Annotated in this window: 13 protein-coding genes and 1 rRNA gene; 3 read left to right on the top strand and 11 right to left on the bottom strand. The window is 73.0% G+C overall.

The annotated features are described in order from the left end of the window. Positions 1-93: 93 nt before the first annotated feature. Positions 94-210, top strand: a 5S ribosomal RNA gene (gene rrf / locus IE106_RS12875). 101 nt (positions 211-311) lie between these two features. Here rrf and IE106_RS12870 read toward each other — a convergent pair. Genes IE106_RS12870 through IE106_RS12855 form a run of 4 tightly spaced genes read right to left on the bottom strand, consistent with a single transcriptional unit; the run spans position 312 to position 3,971 of the window. Next, a complete protein-coding gene (locus IE106_RS12870; RefSeq protein WP_189533125.1) occupies positions 312-977 on the bottom strand; it encodes a response regulator in 666 nt (221 codons plus the stop codon). After that, positions 974-2,257: a sensor histidine kinase gene (locus tag IE106_RS12865; protein ID WP_189533242.1), complete on the bottom strand. Its 1,284-nt coding sequence runs from the start codon at positions 2,255-2,257 to the stop codon at positions 974-976. The genes IE106_RS12870 and IE106_RS12865 overlap by 4 nt, the downstream gene beginning before the upstream one ends. A gap of 17 nt (positions 2,258-2,274) precedes the next feature. Continuing rightward, positions 2,275-3,060, bottom strand: coding sequence for an ABC transporter permease (locus tag IE106_RS12860; RefSeq protein ID WP_189533123.1), 786 nt, complete (start codon positions 3,058-3,060; stop codon positions 2,275-2,277). Then, a complete protein-coding gene (locus IE106_RS12855) occupies positions 3,057-3,971 on the bottom strand; it encodes an ABC transporter ATP-binding protein (protein ID WP_189533121.1) in 915 nt (304 codons plus the stop codon). Before IE106_RS12855 ends, IE106_RS12860 begins: the two co-directional genes overlap by 4 nt. A 132-nt stretch (positions 3,972-4,103) precedes the next feature. Here IE106_RS12855 and IE106_RS12850 point away from each other — a divergent pair, with 132 nt between their 5' ends. Further along, positions 4,104-4,694 carry a GNAT family N-acetyltransferase gene (locus tag IE106_RS12850; protein ID WP_189533119.1) on the top strand — a complete coding sequence of 197 codons (591 nt, stop codon included), beginning with the start codon at positions 4,104-4,106 and terminating at the stop codon, positions 4,692-4,694. Positions 4,695-4,736: 42 nt separating this feature from the next. On the opposite strand, the gene IE106_RS12845 is transcribed toward IE106_RS12850, so the two are convergent. The 7 genes from IE106_RS12845 to IE106_RS30680 form a co-directional block, all read right to left on the bottom strand. After that, positions 4,737-6,233 (bottom strand): type IV secretory system conjugative DNA transfer family protein, encoded by a 1,497-nt coding sequence (locus IE106_RS12845; RefSeq protein WP_373295943.1) that lies wholly within the window; start codon positions 6,231-6,233, stop codon positions 4,737-4,739. 64 nt (positions 6,234-6,297) lie between these two features. Beyond that, positions 6,298-7,707 carry an ATP-binding protein gene (locus IE106_RS12840; protein ID WP_189533240.1) on the bottom strand — a complete coding sequence of 470 codons (1,410 nt, stop codon included), beginning with the start codon at positions 7,705-7,707 and terminating at the stop codon, positions 6,298-6,300. Positions 7,708-7,864: 157 nt separating this feature from the next. After that, positions 7,865-9,421, bottom strand: a complete 1,557-nt coding sequence (locus IE106_RS12835) for an SCO6880 family protein (RefSeq protein WP_189533115.1) — start codon at positions 9,419-9,421, stop codon at positions 7,865-7,867. After that, positions 9,418-10,761 carry a hypothetical protein gene (locus IE106_RS12830; RefSeq protein ID WP_189533114.1) on the bottom strand — a complete coding sequence of 448 codons (1,344 nt, stop codon included), beginning with the start codon at positions 10,759-10,761 and terminating at the stop codon, positions 9,418-9,420. Before IE106_RS12830 ends, IE106_RS12835 begins: the two co-directional genes overlap by 4 nt. After that, on the bottom strand, positions 10,751-11,620 hold the full coding sequence (locus IE106_RS12825; RefSeq protein WP_189533112.1) for a hypothetical protein: 870 nt from the start codon (positions 11,618-11,620) through the stop codon (positions 10,751-10,753). Before IE106_RS12825 ends, IE106_RS12830 begins: the two co-directional genes overlap by 11 nt. Before the next feature lie 132 nt (positions 11,621-11,752). Further along, positions 11,753-12,061 carry a DUF8827 family protein gene (locus tag IE106_RS12820; RefSeq protein WP_149179851.1) on the bottom strand — a complete coding sequence of 103 codons (309 nt, stop codon included), beginning with the start codon at positions 12,059-12,061 and terminating at the stop codon, positions 11,753-11,755. A 348-nt stretch (positions 12,062-12,409) separates the two neighbouring features. Then, on the bottom strand, positions 12,410-12,538 hold the full coding sequence (locus tag IE106_RS30680; RefSeq protein WP_268255294.1) for a hypothetical protein: 129 nt from the start codon (positions 12,536-12,538) through the stop codon (positions 12,410-12,412). 871 nt (positions 12,539-13,409) lie between these two features. Here IE106_RS30680 and IE106_RS12815 point away from each other — a divergent pair. Next, positions 13,410-14,423 carry a C40 family peptidase gene (locus IE106_RS12815; RefSeq protein ID WP_229840351.1) on the top strand — a complete coding sequence of 338 codons (1,014 nt, stop codon included), beginning with the start codon at positions 13,410-13,412 and terminating at the stop codon, positions 14,421-14,423. The last annotated feature ends 81 nt before the right edge of the window (positions 14,424-14,504 follow it).

The raw sequence follows: 14,504 nt of genomic DNA, 5'->3' as shown, positions 1-14,504 counted from the left end.
TTGTCCTCAGTTGCTCGCGTCCACTGTGTCAGTTCTGAAGTAACGAACTCCCGCCTCTTGGTCGGCCGGTCGAGTTCGACATCTTCATAGAGTTTCGGTGGTCATAGCGTTAGGGAAACGCCCGGTTACATTCCGAACCCGGAAGCTAAGCCTTTCAGCGCCGATGGTACTGCAGGGGGGACCCTGTGGGAGAGTAGGACGCCGCCGAACACATTTTCCGGGAAGCCCCGCACCTCATGGTGCGGGGCTTTCCGCATTTCCGGAGCCTTTTCCGGGCCCCCGGATCCTTCTCCGGTCTCCGAGGCCTCTTCCTACGACGGCCGCACCAGGCGTGTGTCGTACGCGAGGATCACCGCCTGCACGCGGTCCCGCGAACCCGTCTTCGCCAGGATGCGGCCCACGTGCGTCTTCACCGTCGACTCCGCCAGGTGGAACCGCTCGGCGATCTCCGTGTTCGTCCACCCCCGGCCGATCACCGTGAGGATCTCCCGCTCCCGCTCCGTCAGCGTCGCCAGCCGCGGATCCGGAGCCGGCGCCGCCCCCGGAACCGGCGGAAGGTGCTGCGCGTACGCGTCCAGCAGCCGCCGCGTCAGCCGCGGTGCCACCACCGCGTCCCCCGACGCCACCGCCCGCACCCCCGACAGCACCTCCTCCGGCAGGGCGTCCTTCAGCAGGAAACCGCTCGCCCCGGCTCGCAGCCCCGCGTACGCGTATTCGTCCAGGTCGAACGTCGTCAGGATCAGCACCCGCGTACGGCCCCCCGACGCGACGATGCGGCGGGTCGCCTCGATACCGTCCACCCCCGGCATGCGGATGTCCATCAACGCCACGTCGGGCCGCAGTTCGGCCGCCAGACGGACCGCCTCCGCGCCCGACCCGGCCTCCCCCGCCACCGACAGGTCCTCCTGGCTCTCCAGGAGCATGCGGAAACCGAACCGCTGCAACGGCTGGTCGTCCACGATGAGCACGGTCGTCACGTCACAGGATCCTTCGGAAGTCGCAGATGGACACGCCAGCCCCCCGCCGGCGCGGGCAGGGGGCCGGCCTCGAGGACACCGTCGTACAGGGCCGCACGCTCCCGCATGCCCGTCAGCCCCCGGCCGCGGACCCGGCCGGGCCCGCCCCCCGCGGCCGCGCCGCCCGGACCCGCGCCGCCCGAGCCCGTGTCGGTGACCCGGACGGCGACCCCGTCGTCGTACGACACCTCCACGGTCGCCGTCGCCCCCGGGCCCGCGTGCTTCAACGTGTTCGTCAGGGCCTCCTGCACCACCCGGTACACCGTGAGCTGACGGCCCGGCGGCAGCGGCGACGCCTCCCCCCGGACCGTGAAGCGCACCGGCAGCCCCGCCGCCCGCACGCCGTCCAGCAACTGGTCCAGGTCCGCCAGCGCCGGCTGCGGGCTCAGCTCCGGCGGCTCCGCCCCCGCCCCGCCGTCGGCCGGCTCGTCGCGCAGGACGCCCAGGAGGCGGCGCAGCTCCGTCAGGGCCTGGCGGCTCGTCGACGCGATCCCGTCCAGGGCCTGCGCCGCCCGCTCCGGGGACTTCACCGCCGCGTACCGGCCGCCGTCCGCGAGACCCGTGATGACCGACAGGTTGTGGCCGATGATGTCGTGCATCTCCCGGGCGATCCTGGCCCGCTCCGCCGCCGCGGCCAACCGGGCCTGCTGGTCGCGCTCCACTTCCAGCTGACGCGCCCGCTCCACCAGCGACGCCGTGTACTCCTGCCGCGTACGCACCACCAGCGCGCCCAGCGCCACCAGCGAGAACGCCCACAGCGGCGTCACGACCAACTGGTCCCAGCCCGCCCGGGGGAACCGCACCGAGCCCACCACCAGCGGCGGCACCAGCAGTGCCGCCGCCCACCACAGGCGCCGCAACGGCAACCGCAGCGCGATGTTGAACACCACCACGTGCTGCACCAGTTCCGCCTGGAGCAGGGCGCCCGTCCACTGGCTGACCAGCGCCGCCGGAGCCATCACGGCCAGCACGGCCAGCGGACGCCGGCGGCGCCACAGCAGCGGCACCGACAACATCAGGCTCAACAGCAGCACCAGGCCCACCGGCACGTGCGGGTTGGCGGTGATGTTCCGCCAGCCGCCCCGCGCGTCCGTCAGCGCGGCCACCACGAAGAACCCCGTCAGCAGGGCGTCCCACAGCAGCGGGCGGCGTCGGTCGAGCGCCCGCACCCGGTGCAGCGCCGCCTGCACACGGGCCGTCAGGACCCCCACCTCACCAGCCCGTTGCTCCACGCCGCCCATCCTCGTACGGGAAGCGGTCACACGTCGCGGCGTTTCAGCAGGACACCGGCGAGGGCCAGCGTCCCGCCCGCCCACAGCAGCAGGGCCAGGAGCGCCCCGCCGGGGGAAGCCGCGCCGGGCAGCGGGGTGGACGAGCCGAGGGCGCCGGCGGCCTGCGTGGGGAAGTACCGCAGGACCGTCTCCACCACCTCGTACGGGAGGGCGCCCAGGATCTCCGGGAGGATGACGACGCAGCCGATGAACGCGCCCAGCGCGCCGGGCACCGAGCGGAGCAGCGCGCCCAGGCCCAGGGCGACCAGGGCGACGAGGGTGACGCCGGCGGAGTTCCCCGCGATCGCGGCGACCACCCCGTCGTCCCCCAGCGAACCCGCCATGTCGGTGTCCGCGAGGAGCAGCTGCGCCGCCGGGTAGGCGGCCAGGGCCGTGGCGAAGCTGAGCGTGAACGCCGTGGCGGCGAAGACGGCGGCCTTCGCCCACAGGACGGGCAGACGGGCCGGTACGGCGGTCAGCGTCGCGCGGACCGCGCCCGTCGCGTACTCGCCGGCGGTGACGAGGATGCCGAGGACGGCGAGGCAGATCTGCGACAGCAGGGTGCCCTGGAGGACCAGGACCACCGGGTCGATGTCCGCGTCGCCGCCCCCGGACGTGTACGTGCCGCCCATCACCAGTGCCACCGCGACGACCGCGAACACGGCGGTGGCGGCCGTGACGCGGGAGGAGCGCAGCGAGTGGAGCTTGAACCACTCCGCGCGCAGGACGCGAAGCGGTGTGACGGCGTACGGGGAGGTCGTCCCGGTGCTCACGCGGCGGCTCCCTGGTACTCGACGGTGTCGCGGGTGAGGTCCATGAACGCCTGCTCCAGGGAGGGGTCGCGCGGGGTCAGCTCGTACAGGGGGACGGCCTCACCGGCGGCGGCCCGGCCGATGTCGGCCGCGTCCACGCCCCGTACCTCCAGGGCGTCGGGGCCGTCGGCGGTGACCTCGGCGTGCGGGTGGGCGGACAGGACGGCGCGCCGCAGGTCCGCGGAGCGCGGGGTGACGACCCGGACGGTCCGGCCGCCGGACCGCCGCACGAGGTCGTCGACGGTGGTGTCCGCGAGGAGCCGGCCGCGGCCGATGACGATCAGGCGGTCGGCGGTGAGGGCCATCTCGGACATCAGGTGGGAGGAGACGAGGACGGTGCGGCCCTCGGCGGCGAGGGACCTGAGGAGGGTGCGGATCCACAGGACGCCCTCCGGGTCCAGGCCGTTGACCGGTTCGTCGAGGACGAGCGCCGCCGGGTCGCCGAGGAGGGCGGAGGCGATGCCGAGGCGTTGGCCCATGCCGAGGCTGAAGCCCTTCACGCGGCGGTCCGCGACGCCCGTCAGGCCGGTCACCTCCAGGACCTCGGCGACGCGGCGGCGCGGCAGGCCGTGGGTGAGGGCGAGGGAGCGGAGGTGGCCGCGGGCGGTGCGGCCCGGGTGGACGGCGCGGGCCTCCAGGAGGGCGCCGACCCGGGTGAGCGGCGCCGGGTGGGAGGCGTAGGGGCGGCCGTCGACGGTGGCGTGGCCGCGGGTCGGCGCGTCCAGGCCGAGGAGCATGCGCAGGGTGGTGGACTTGCCGGCGCCGTTCGGGCCGAGGAAACCGGTGACGGTGCCGGGGCGGACGGTGAAGGTGAGGTCCTGGACGACGGTTCTCGTCCCGTACGTCTTGGTGAGTGCGTGTGCCCTGATCATGTCGCCGACGCTACGGAGCGGGGCGCCGCGGGGCGTCCGACCGGGGGCGGGAGCGCGGGCGGGGGCGTCGTACCGAGGTACCACGGGGGCGTGCGGTTGCCGGGCGGCGGGGGCGGTGGGGAGGATCGGGGGATGACGTATCGGATACGCCCCGTGCGGGCCGAGGAGTGGCGTGAGGTCCGGGAGCTCCGGCTGGCCGCGCTGCGGGACCCGGTCGCGCCACTGGCCTTCCTGGACTCGTACGAGGCGGCCGCCGCGCGGCCCGAGTCGTACTGGCGGGAGCGGACCGGGCGGGCCGCGGAGGGCAGCCGCACCGGGCGGCAGGTCGTGGCCGTCGCGCCGGACGGGCGGTGGGTCGGGTCGGTGACCGCGCTGCTGGAGCGGCGGGGCGAGGAGGTGCTGTTCGGCGAGGTGCCGGAGGTGGACCAGACGCACCTCGTCGGCGTGTACCTGCGGCCCGAGGCGCGGGGCGGCGGCGTGGCGCGGAAGCTGCTGTGGGCCGCGGTGGACTGGTCGTGGTCGCTGCGGGAGCCGGTGGTGCGGCGGGTGCGGCTCTACGTGCACGAGCGGAACGCGCGGGCGGCGGCGCTGTACCGGAAGGCGGCGTTCGTGCCGAGCGGGCGGACCCTGCCGGTGGCGGGGGAGCCGGGTGTGGTGGAGGAGGAGTACGAGATGCGGCGGCCGGCGGTGTGCGCGGGGGACGAGGGGCCGCTGGGGTGGTAGGCCGCGTCTTCGACGTCCCGTCCGCCGGGCGGGCGAACGGCGCTACTTCGTGGACCCTTCCCAGGGGCTGCCGGTGGTGAGGGGTTCCTGCCAGCGGGCGCGGGCCTGCTCCTGGGAGCGGAGCAGGACGAGCGTGGGCAGGCCCCGGTCGTGGCCGGTCGCGAGGAGCTCCGGGAGGCGCGGGAGCGGGGCCACGGCGGCCACGTCGTCGAGGACCAGGGTCATTGGTGGGTCGAGCCGACCGTCGGATGACCGTGCGGCCATGCGGCGGCCGTGCTCGACCACGTGCGAGGCGAGGGCGGTGAGGAGGGGCATCGCCCCGGGGTCCGTCCGGGGGTCCTCGATCGGTTCGCCCACCACGTAGAGGGTGCCCCCTTCGGCGCCGAATGATTCCAAGGTGAGCGCATCAGTTCGATGGGGGGTGCACGCCTCGCGGATGTGGACCGAGGAGAGGCAGGAGAGGGCACGGGACGTCAGCGCCCGTGCGGCGTCGCGGCGTTCGGAGTGGGCGGTGAGCGCCGACTCCAGGAGGCCGGCGTGGCTGTTGGTGGCCTTGGGGTGCGTACGGAGGATGCGTACCGGCTCGTGGGCCGCGCCGTGGTGCTGCGCCCAGCGGTGCACCTGCTTGAACGGCCGGCCGTCGACGGCCGCGGCGTGCAGCCAGCAGCTCAGCAGGGTCTCGGCGGTGTCGGCGACGGCGGCGTCCACGCGGGCCCGGGGGCGTACGGGGGCGAGGAGCGCGGCGGCGCGGGACGCGGCCGTGGCGGTGTCCTCGCAGCCGTCCGCGGGCGACCAGTGGAGGCGTGCCGGGGTGTCGCAGAGGTGGCCGGGGTCGTAGAGGACGACCGGGCCGAGCTTGGCGCGCGCGTCCTTCGTGTCCGCCCACAGCCCGGGGTCGGACGTGACGACGAGGGCGGGGCCCTCGGCCTCCAGGACGGCCCGGAGGGCGCGGGGGCGGCGGGCGGCGCGGTCCCCGTAGAGGAGGCGCGGGTCCGGCGTGCGGGGCATGGGGAGGGCGACCGCGGGAGGGTGCGGGGCGGCGGGGTGGAGGGCGGTGGGGTGGGGGACGCCGGGCGGTGCGGCCTCCGTGGGGGCCGTGCGGGGCTCCGGTACGGGGTCGGGGGCGGGAGCGGCGGCCGGGGTGGTGGCCGGTGCGGTGGCCGGTTCCGGGAGGGCGGTGGGGGCGGACGCGGGGGTGGCGGCCGTCGTGGCCGGGTGGCCGTGCCGGGCGCGGGCCGCCGCCCGTACCGCCCGCCAGCGGGCCACCGTACCCACCACGAACACCGCCAGCACCACGGCCACCATCAGTTCGCCGATCAGCAGCCCCCAGAACACCCCGTACCCGGGCAGCTGACCGGCCGGCGTCAGCGGCCAGGCGCCCGCCAGGTCCTGCGGGGCGGTGACCAGGTGGCGCAGGGCCGACGGGGTGTGGGAGAAGGCGACCCCCCGCGGCCAGGAGCCGTGCGTGAACAGCCCGGCCAGGCCGGTCGCCGTCCACACCGCCAGCGTCATGCCGAGCAGCAGCCCCAGCAGCCCCATGAGCAGGCCGTCGGGGACGCCCCGCTGCGCGCCTCCACCCCGCGCGTCCGGTGTGCGCTCCACGTCACGCCACCGTCGACTCGGGCGAGCCGTTCATCTGCCGCTCCATGAGGGCCGCCCGCTGCTCCGCCTCCCATTCGGCGGCCTTGAGGTCGTCGGGCAGCTCGCGCGCGGCCGACTCGGTCATGGCGCGGTCGGTGTAGACGAGGGGCCGTTCCGCCTCGGTGACCAGGTGCTTGACGACCTGGACGTTGCCGTTGACGTCCCAGACGGCGATGCCGGGGGTGAGGGTCGGGATGATCTCCACGGCCCAGCGGGGCAGGCCGAGCACCCGTCCGGTGGCCCGCGCCTCGTCGGCCTTCTGGGCGTAGATGGTCCGGGTGGAGGCCATCTTGAGGATCGCCGCCGCCTCCCGCGCCGCCGCCCCGTCGACCACGTCGCTGAGGTGGTGGACGACGGCGACGAAGGACAGGCCGAGTCGCCGGCCGAACTTCAGCAGCCGCTGGAACAGCTGGGCGACGAACGGGCTGTTGATGATGTGCCAGGCCTCCTCGACGAGGAAGATGCGCTTCTTCCGGTCGGGGCGGATCCAGGTGTGCTCCAGCCACACGCCGACGATCGCCATGAGGATGGGCATGGCGATGGAGTTGCGGTCGATGTGCGACAGGTCGAAGACGATGAGCGGCGCGTCGAGGTCGATGCCGACGGTCGTCGGCCCGTCGAACATGCCGCGCAGGTCGCCGTCGACGAGCCGGTCGAGGACGAGCGCGACGTCGAGGCCCCAGGCGCGTACGTCGTCTATGTCGACGTTCATCGCCTCCGCCGACTCGGGCTCCGGGTGGCGGAGCTGCTCGACGATGTCGGTGAGGACGGGCTGGCGGTCGGTGATCGTCTCGTTGACGTACGCGTGGGCGACCTTCAGCGCGAAGCCGGCCCGCTCGTCGAGGCCGTGGCCCATCGCGACCTCGATGATGGTGCGCAGCAGCGCGAGCTGGCCGGTGGTCGTGATGGACGGGTCGAGCGGGTTGAGGCGGATGCCGTCGTTGAGGGCGGCCATCGGGTCGAGGCGGATGGGCGTTATCCCCAGCTGCTCCGCGATGAGGTTCCACTCGCCGACCCCGTCCTCGCCCTGGGCGTCGAGGACCACGACCTGGCGGTCGCGGAAGCGGAGCTGGCGCAGGACGTACGTCTTCTCCAGCGCCGACTTGCCGTTGCCGGACTCGCCGAGGACCAGCCAGTGCGGGGCGGGGAGCTGCTGCCCGTACAGCTGGAACGGGTCGTAGACGTAGCCCTTGCCGCTGTAGACCTCCCGGCCGATGATCACGCCGGAGTCGCCCAGGCCGGGTGCGGCGGTCGGCAGGTAGACGGCCTGGGCCTGGCCGGTGGAGGTGCGGACGGGCAGGCGGGTGGTCTCCACCTTCCCGAAGAGGAAGGAGGTGAAGGCGTCGGTGAGGACGGACAGCGGATCGCGCATCATCAGGCCCCTATCGTCCTATCGTCTCGTCCGGTCGACCCGTGTGGCCCGTGCGGCCCGTGAGCCCTGTGCGGCACCCGCTTCGCGTGCGGTCCCCGCGGTCCCCGCGGTCGCCGCGCCGCGTGCGGCGCCCCGGTCCGCACCGCCGGCCACCGGGTCACCGGCGGATGCCGGTCGCGAACGGGAGGGTGTTCACGAACGCGCGGTGGTGTTCGCGGTCGCACCACTCCAGCTTCAGGTACGACTTGCCGGCGGACGCCCTGATCGTCCGCTTGTCCCGGGCGAGGGCCTCGGGCGAGCGGGACGACACCGTGATGTACCCGACGAGGTTGACGCCCGCCGCGCCGCTGGCGAGGTCCTCACCCCGCTGGTCGAGCCGGCCGTGGGCGGCGATGTCGCGGGGGTCGACGGTGCGGTTCATCTTGGCGGCGCGGCTGGCCTCGGCCTCGTCGTTGGTCTTCTCGGTGAGCATCCGCTCGATGGCGATCTCGGTCGGTTCGAGGTCCATGGTGACGGCGACCGTGCGGATCACGTCGGGGGTGTGGACGAGCAGCGGGGCCAGGAAGTTGACCCCGACCGGGGTCATCGGCCACTCCTTGACCCAGGCGGTGGCGTGGCACCAGGGAGCGCGGGTCGTGGACTCGCGGGTCTTCGCCTGGAGGTACGTCGGCTCGACGGCGTCGAGCTCGGCCGGCCAGGCGTTGCGCTTGCTCATGGCCTGGATGTGGTCGATCGGGTGGTCCGGGTCGTACATGGAGTGCACGAGCGACGCCAGGCGGGACTGGCCCAGCGGCTGGCGGACGCGGATGTCGGCCTCGGCGAGGCGGGCGCAGATGTCGGTCAGCTCGCGGGCCATGACGACGGCGAGCCCGGCGTCCTTGTCGAGCCGCTGCCGCCTGCCGCCGGCGTGGCGGGCGGCGCGGGCGATGGCCTGTGCCTCGGCGGCCAATTCGCGCGTGTAGTGCATGCAGGCGACGAGGTAGGCGCGGTGCTGCTCGCTGGAGGTCGACACCATGGACTGCAGCTGGTCGTAGGAGTCCAGGAGCCAGCGTGGGGCGTGGGGGTCGCCGCGCTGGGCGACGTCCTTGGCGTGGGCGTCGGGGTCGGCGGGGAGGGTGCGGGCGAGCATCTGGATGCGGGTGACGAAGCCGTCCCCGTTGGCGACGTGCTTGAGGAGCGTCCCGAACCGGTCCACCAGGGCTTCCTGGTCCTCGCTGTCGCGCAGGCCGACGCCGGGGCCCTCGATCTCGATGGCGGCGGTGACGGTGCGGCGGTCGGCGTGCAGGAGCACGGCGATCTCGTCGGGGCCGAAGGGGGCGGAGAGCCAGTTGATGCGGCCGATGCCGGGCGGCGGGCCGACCTCGACCTCCCGGCCGTCGAGGCGCGTGCCGGCCTCCATGGCGGCGGAGCGGTACGTGGTGCCCTGGCGGAGGACCCGCTTGTAGCTGCGGTTCACCTCGTACCAGCGGTAGAAGGTGCGGCCGCGGTAGGGGACGTACACGGCGGCGAGGGCGAGCATCGGGAAGCCGACGAGCAGCACGATGCGCAGCGAGAGGACCGGGACGAGGAGGCCGCACATCATGCCGACGAACGCGCCGGCGATGATCAGGGCGATCTCGCCGGTCTCACGGTTCTTGCCGATGACCGCGTTCGGCCGGGCGCGGCCGATGAGATACGCACGGCGGGGCGTGATCGGATGGGACTGGATCGTCACCGCCCTCCACCTCCTGGGCTGTTGTTGCTGTTGTTACCGGTGTTGCCTGTGCCGCGGCTGGTATGCGGGCTGTTGGTGGTCGCCGAGGCGCTGGGCGCGCTGCGTGGCGAGGGCGTGCCGGTGGGCGCGCCGCCGCGGCCGCCGTGGGCCGCGACCCCGCCGGAGACGGCGTTGGCGCCGGCCGGCGCGCCGGAGCCCTGCTGCTGGTGGCTGCGGGAGCTGTGGGTCTTGATGCCCTGGGAGACCAGTGCGGCGGGGGAGGAGATGACGGCGGCGGCCTGCGCGCCGTCGGTGGCGTGGTTCCGGTTCGTACGGGCGGTGGCGATCTCGTCGCCGAAGCCGGGCACGAAGCGGTAGATGGCGGCGGACGCGAAGATCGCCAGCAGGATGATTGCGAGGCCGGAGACGACGGCGGAGAACGCGTCGGGGCCGTCACCGGAGGAGAGCGCCCCGGCGAGGCCGAGGACGATCACGATGACGGGCTTCACCAGGATGATCGCGATCATGATGCCGGCCCAGCGGCGGACGTGGCCCCACATGTTCTTGTCGACGAGCCCCGCGTACACGACGGTCCCGAGGAGCGCGCCCACGTAGAGCAGCGCGGCGCGGATCACCAGCTCCAGCCACAGGATGCCCGCGGCGAGGATCGACACGAGCGCGACGACGATCATCATGATCGGCCCGCCGCCGATGTCGTCGCCCTTCTTGAGGGCGGCGGAGAACGACCCGAAGAACACGTCGGTCTGGCCGCCGGTGCCGGAGGCGATGACCTCGGTGACGCCGTCGGTCGCGGAGACGACGGTGTGCAGGATCAGCGGCGTGAACGCGGAGGCGAGCACGGTCAGCCAGAGGAACCCGATGGCCTCGGAGAGCGCCGTGCCCAGCGGCACGCCCCGGATGGCCCGCTTGGCGACGGCGAGCAGCCACAGGACGAGGGTGAGGATGGTGGAGGCCGCGAAGACGACGGCGTACTGCTTGAGGAACTGCGGGTTCGTGAAGTCGACGGCGGCGGTGCTGTCGACGGCGGCGCTCAGCTTGTCGACGGTCCACGCGGCGGCGTCGGCGCAGCCGCGGGCGAGGGAGGAGAGGGGGTCCACGGCGTCGCCGGGCTCGAGGGGGTTGACGGAGCGGGAGGTGCTGCCCTCACCGGTCTCGCAGTAGTCGCGGGACGGTCCGTGGATGAGGTCGCAGGGGTCGTTGCTCCGACCGGGGGAGGGGGAGGGCGACGGGGTGGGCGTGGGCGCCGCCACGGCACGCCCGGCCCACAGGAACACGGACGTCTGCGCGGCCAGCAGCAGGGTGCCGAGGGCGGCGGCGCGACGCCGGGCGTCAGCGGGCATAGGTGAATCCTCCGAACCCGATCACAGCGTCGGCGATCTCTTCTGCGCTGGAGGCACGGGTGTCACCGCCGACCGGGGCAGGCCCCTCCTTCTGCGAGTGGTCCACCGCCTTCCAGTCGTCGTTCACCCACTCCAGCTCCATCGTGATGGTGAACCAGCCGTTCGTGACCGGCTTGGTGGAACCCTCCCCGGCCAGCCCGAAGAGACCGGCGCACCAGACCTCGACCGTGGCCCGGCCGCCGTTGATGCTGGTGACCTTCGTACCGATGGGGGCCGTGCGGGAGACGAACGCGAACCCTTCGGGGGCGGTGCCGTCGGGTTTGAGGCCGACGTTCTGGTAGAAGGACGGCGAGTACGCCTTGTCGAGGGTGCCCTGGAAGTGCTTCAGGCGCGACGGGGCGATGATGGCGGTCAGGATCTCGTCGCGCTTCGTCTTGTCGAACATCTCGGCGGAGCCGAGCGCCACCGCGTAGTTCGCCGCCGCGCTCTGGGCGCCCTGCTCGTCCTGGGCGAACCCGGCCGGGATCGTGCCGTTCTTGCCGGTGACGGGCTTCGTGCCGGTCGCCGCCGTGGGTGCGGCGGCCCCCTCGCGGGGGCCCTTCGCGGCGTCGTCGCCGTCGCCGTCGCCGGACCGGTTCGCGAAGGCGATCGCGGCGATCAGCAGGACGACCACGCCGACGACCGTCACCAGCGACCGCGAGGTGCGCGGCGGGCGCCGCGCCGGGCCGCCGAAGCCGTCCCCGAAGTCGTCGACGGGCTCGTTCCCGGGCAGGCGGGTGCGGGTGCGGGTCCGCCCCGTACCGCCCCGGCCGCCCCTGCCCCGACCGCTCCCGCCTTCGTACTCGTCGCCGAAGCTCATGACGGGTACGCCTCCTCGAACGACGACTGCTGCCGTACTGCTGTCCGCGCCACGTGCGCGGTGGGGTGAGTGGACATCAGGAGACGCATCCTCTGCGGGCGCCGGAGCCGAAGGCGGGGCGGACGGGGCGGGTTAGACGGCCATCCCGTACACGATGGTGAACAGCGTGCCGAGCGATCCGATGATGAAGACGCCGGTCAGGCCGGCCACGATCAGGCCCTTGCCCTGCTCGGCGCTGAACGTGTCCCGCAGCGCGGTCGCGCCGATCCGCTGTTTGGCCGCTCCCCAGATGGCGATGCCGAGACACAGCAGGATGGCCACGGCCATCACGATCTCGATCATCACCCGGGCCTGGTTGCCCAGGCTCCCGAAGGGCCCCCAGTTCGGGGCGATTCCGCCAATGATGGTGGTGATGTCGCCCTTCTCGGCCGCCAGGTACATGTAACTCACCGCCCCTGTTCGGTAGTTTGACGACCCGCCGGATGGCATGGGTCGTCAACTATCTTCGCTGATGGAACCGCCGACGCACGACGACTTGGCGGGTCTCTTTACCCGATCCCCGCACGTTTGACCGGGCCGACCCCTCTGACCTGCACGGGTGAGCGGTCGGGCTCGTGCGGATACGCGTACGGTCACTCTGTGTATCACGGAGCGTGACTGCGGGCAATGACCGTCGTTGTCCCTTGATTAGGGGTTTGCCCGTAAACGGCGACGCCGCCGCCGGAAGGCTTCCGGTGGCGGCGGGTGCGCGGTGCGCTCGGGCGGGCGCGGGTCGATCGCCCGTCAGGGTCAGGACTGCCCCGTCTGGCTGAGGAGGAAGTAACCCAGGACCGCGATGGCGACGGCGGTCAGTGCGATGACGGCGATCGCGGCGGCCGTTCCCCCGGAGTCCCCGAGACGGCCCACCTTGTTCCCCATGCTGCTCTCCTGTGGTGCTGGCCCCGGCTGGTCGTGGCGCCGGGGTGTGAACACAGCCGTTTGCGGCTGCACGCACAGAGTAGCGCAGTGGTCCAGACCACTTGGCGGGGGTCGGGTGGAGGTCCGGTGAGGGTGGAGGGGGGCCGGTCGGAGGGGTGGGGCGGCCCTCGACGGCCGGGGGAACTCCCCGCCCCCCTGTCGGTACTGCGTAACGTACCGCCTCTTGCGCGGGCCGGTTGACGCAGGTCAGGGGCGTTCGGCGGGATGTTGCCGACCTCGGCGTGGCCGACGGACGGGACGCATGCCCTGGGGGACGCCATATCGGGCGGCGCGGTTGCGGCCGGTGAACGTGAGGTGCGTCCGGGGCCGGGGAGGGGGTGACATTTCGGACTCGGTGTAGCATGAATGTTCGTTAAACGTTCACTTGTGTACACAGAGTGTCCGAGCGTATCCACCGGTGCGGCACGGCCCTCGTGAGGGGCGCCTCACCCTTCGGCACAGGCCGCCGCCGGTCGTGAGCGGCACCAGGACGGGGGTGCGGCGGAACTCGCCCAGCAGGACGGCGAACTCCCGCCGGACTTCGGCCGCCTTGTCCGAAAGTGAATGTTGCGGTTGCGCATTCAACTTCCGCGCGGAGTCCGTCGCGGAGGGGGCGGCGGGCGCCGCGCCCGCGCCCGTAAGCCGTGGTGACCTGCGGGAAGGGGGCTCCGCGGCCACTCTCCCGTGGCCCTCAACGGAACTGCTCATGTGTCAGATCGTCACATGCGCTGTTTTTCAGATGCAATCGGCTTCCACGCCTGCTCGGGAGGGGCTTCGGCGCCTAGACTGGTCCAGGCGCGGATGAGGCCCTAATGCCGACGGGGGTTTGACGGTGCGTAAGGCGTGGCTGGTGGGCGGGGTCGTCTTCGGGGCCTGCCTGAGTTTCGTCGCGCTCCTCGTCGTCGGTACCTACGTCGTCGCCGCCCAGCTCGCCGGCGGGGGTGGCGTGCGGGGGGCCGTCGGGCTGGCCAAGGGGGCCGTCCCGGCCACGTACCAGCCGCTCGTGCAGCGGTGGGGGAACCTCTGCCCGGCCGTCAACCCGGCCCTGCTCGCCGCGCAGCTGTACCAGGAGAGCGGCTGGAACCCGCGCGCGCAGAGCCCCGCCCAGGCGCAGGGCATCGCGCAGTTCATCCCCGGCACCTGGGCCGCGCACGGCGTCGACGGCGACAAGGACGGCGACCGGGACGTGTGGGACCCCAACGACGCCATCCCGTCGGCCGCCTCCTACGACTGCTCGCTCGCCGGGTACGTGAAGGACGTGCCCGGCGACCCGGTCGACAACATGCTGGCCGCCTACAACGCCGGGGCGTACGCCGTCATCAAGCATGGGGGCGTCCCCCCGTACAAGGAGACCCGGAACTACGTCCGGATCATCCGCTCCCTGGAGAAGAGCTTCGCCCGTCCCGTCGGCCCCGTCGAGCCGTCGCGGCAGGCCGCCGGAGCGATCTACTTCGCGCAGAAGCAGCTCGGCAAGCCCTACCTGTGGGGCGGCAACGGCACGCCCGAGCACGGCGGCCGGTTCGACTGCTCCGGGCTCACCCAGGCCGCGTACCGCACCGTGGGCATCGAGCTGCCGCGCGTCGCCAACGACCAGTACAACGCCGGTTCCCACCCCTCGCGCGACGAGCTGCTCCCCGGGGACCTCGTGTTCTTCTCCGACGACCTGACGGACTCCCGGGCCATCCGGCACGTCGGCATGTACGTCGGCGGCGGATACATGATCAACGCGCCCTACACCGGCGCCGTCATCCGCTTCGACAAGATCGACACCCCGGACTACTTCGGCGCCACCCGCGTGACCCGGGACGGGGCGGAGGCGCTGCCCCGGCAGGGTTCTGACGCCTGATCGGAAAGCCCCGGCCGCCGGGCCGTGATCTCTCTTCGGTAACGTCGTGTGAGCGTTTCGTGGAGCGTGGAACGTACCCCT

Source organism: Streptomyces roseolilacinus (genome assembly GCF_014649335.1).
In the GTDB taxonomy this organism is placed as follows: domain Bacteria; phylum Actinomycetota; class Actinomycetes; order Streptomycetales; family Streptomycetaceae; genus Streptomyces; species Streptomyces roseolilacinus.
This window is presented reverse-complemented; position numbering and strand designations above follow the sequence as displayed.

Excerpts from the sequence above, each read along its gene's own strand:
- IE106_RS12865 (WP_189533242.1), bottom strand. The coding sequence starts at position 2,257 with ATGGGCGGCGTGGAGCAACGGGCTGGTGAGGTGGGGGTCCTGACGGCC.
- IE106_RS12855 (WP_189533121.1), bottom strand. The coding sequence starts at position 3,971 with ATGATCAGGGCACACGCACTCACCAAGACGTACGGGACGAGAACCGTC.
- IE106_RS12850 (WP_189533119.1), top strand. The coding sequence starts at position 4,104 with ATGACGTATCGGATACGCCCCGTGCGGGCCGAGGAGTGGCGTGAGGTC.
- IE106_RS12845 (WP_373295943.1), bottom strand. The coding sequence starts at position 6,233 with ATGGGGCTGCTGGGGCTGCTGCTCGGCATGACGCTGGCGGTGTGGACG.
- IE106_RS12840 (WP_189533240.1), bottom strand. The coding sequence starts at position 7,707 with ATGCGCGATCCGCTGTCCGTCCTCACCGACGCCTTCACCTCCTTCCTC.
- IE106_RS12830 (WP_189533114.1), bottom strand. The coding sequence starts at position 10,761 with ATGCCCGCTGACGCCCGGCGTCGCGCCGCCGCCCTCGGCACCCTGCTG.
- IE106_RS12825 (WP_189533112.1), bottom strand. The coding sequence starts at position 11,620 with ATGAGCTTCGGCGACGAGTACGAAGGCGGGAGCGGTCGGGGCAGGGGC.
- IE106_RS12820 (WP_149179851.1), bottom strand. The coding sequence starts at position 12,061 with ATGTACCTGGCGGCCGAGAAGGGCGACATCACCACCATCATTGGCGGA.
- IE106_RS30680 (WP_268255294.1), bottom strand. The coding sequence starts at position 12,538 with ATGGGGAACAAGGTGGGCCGTCTCGGGGACTCCGGGGGAACGGCCGCC.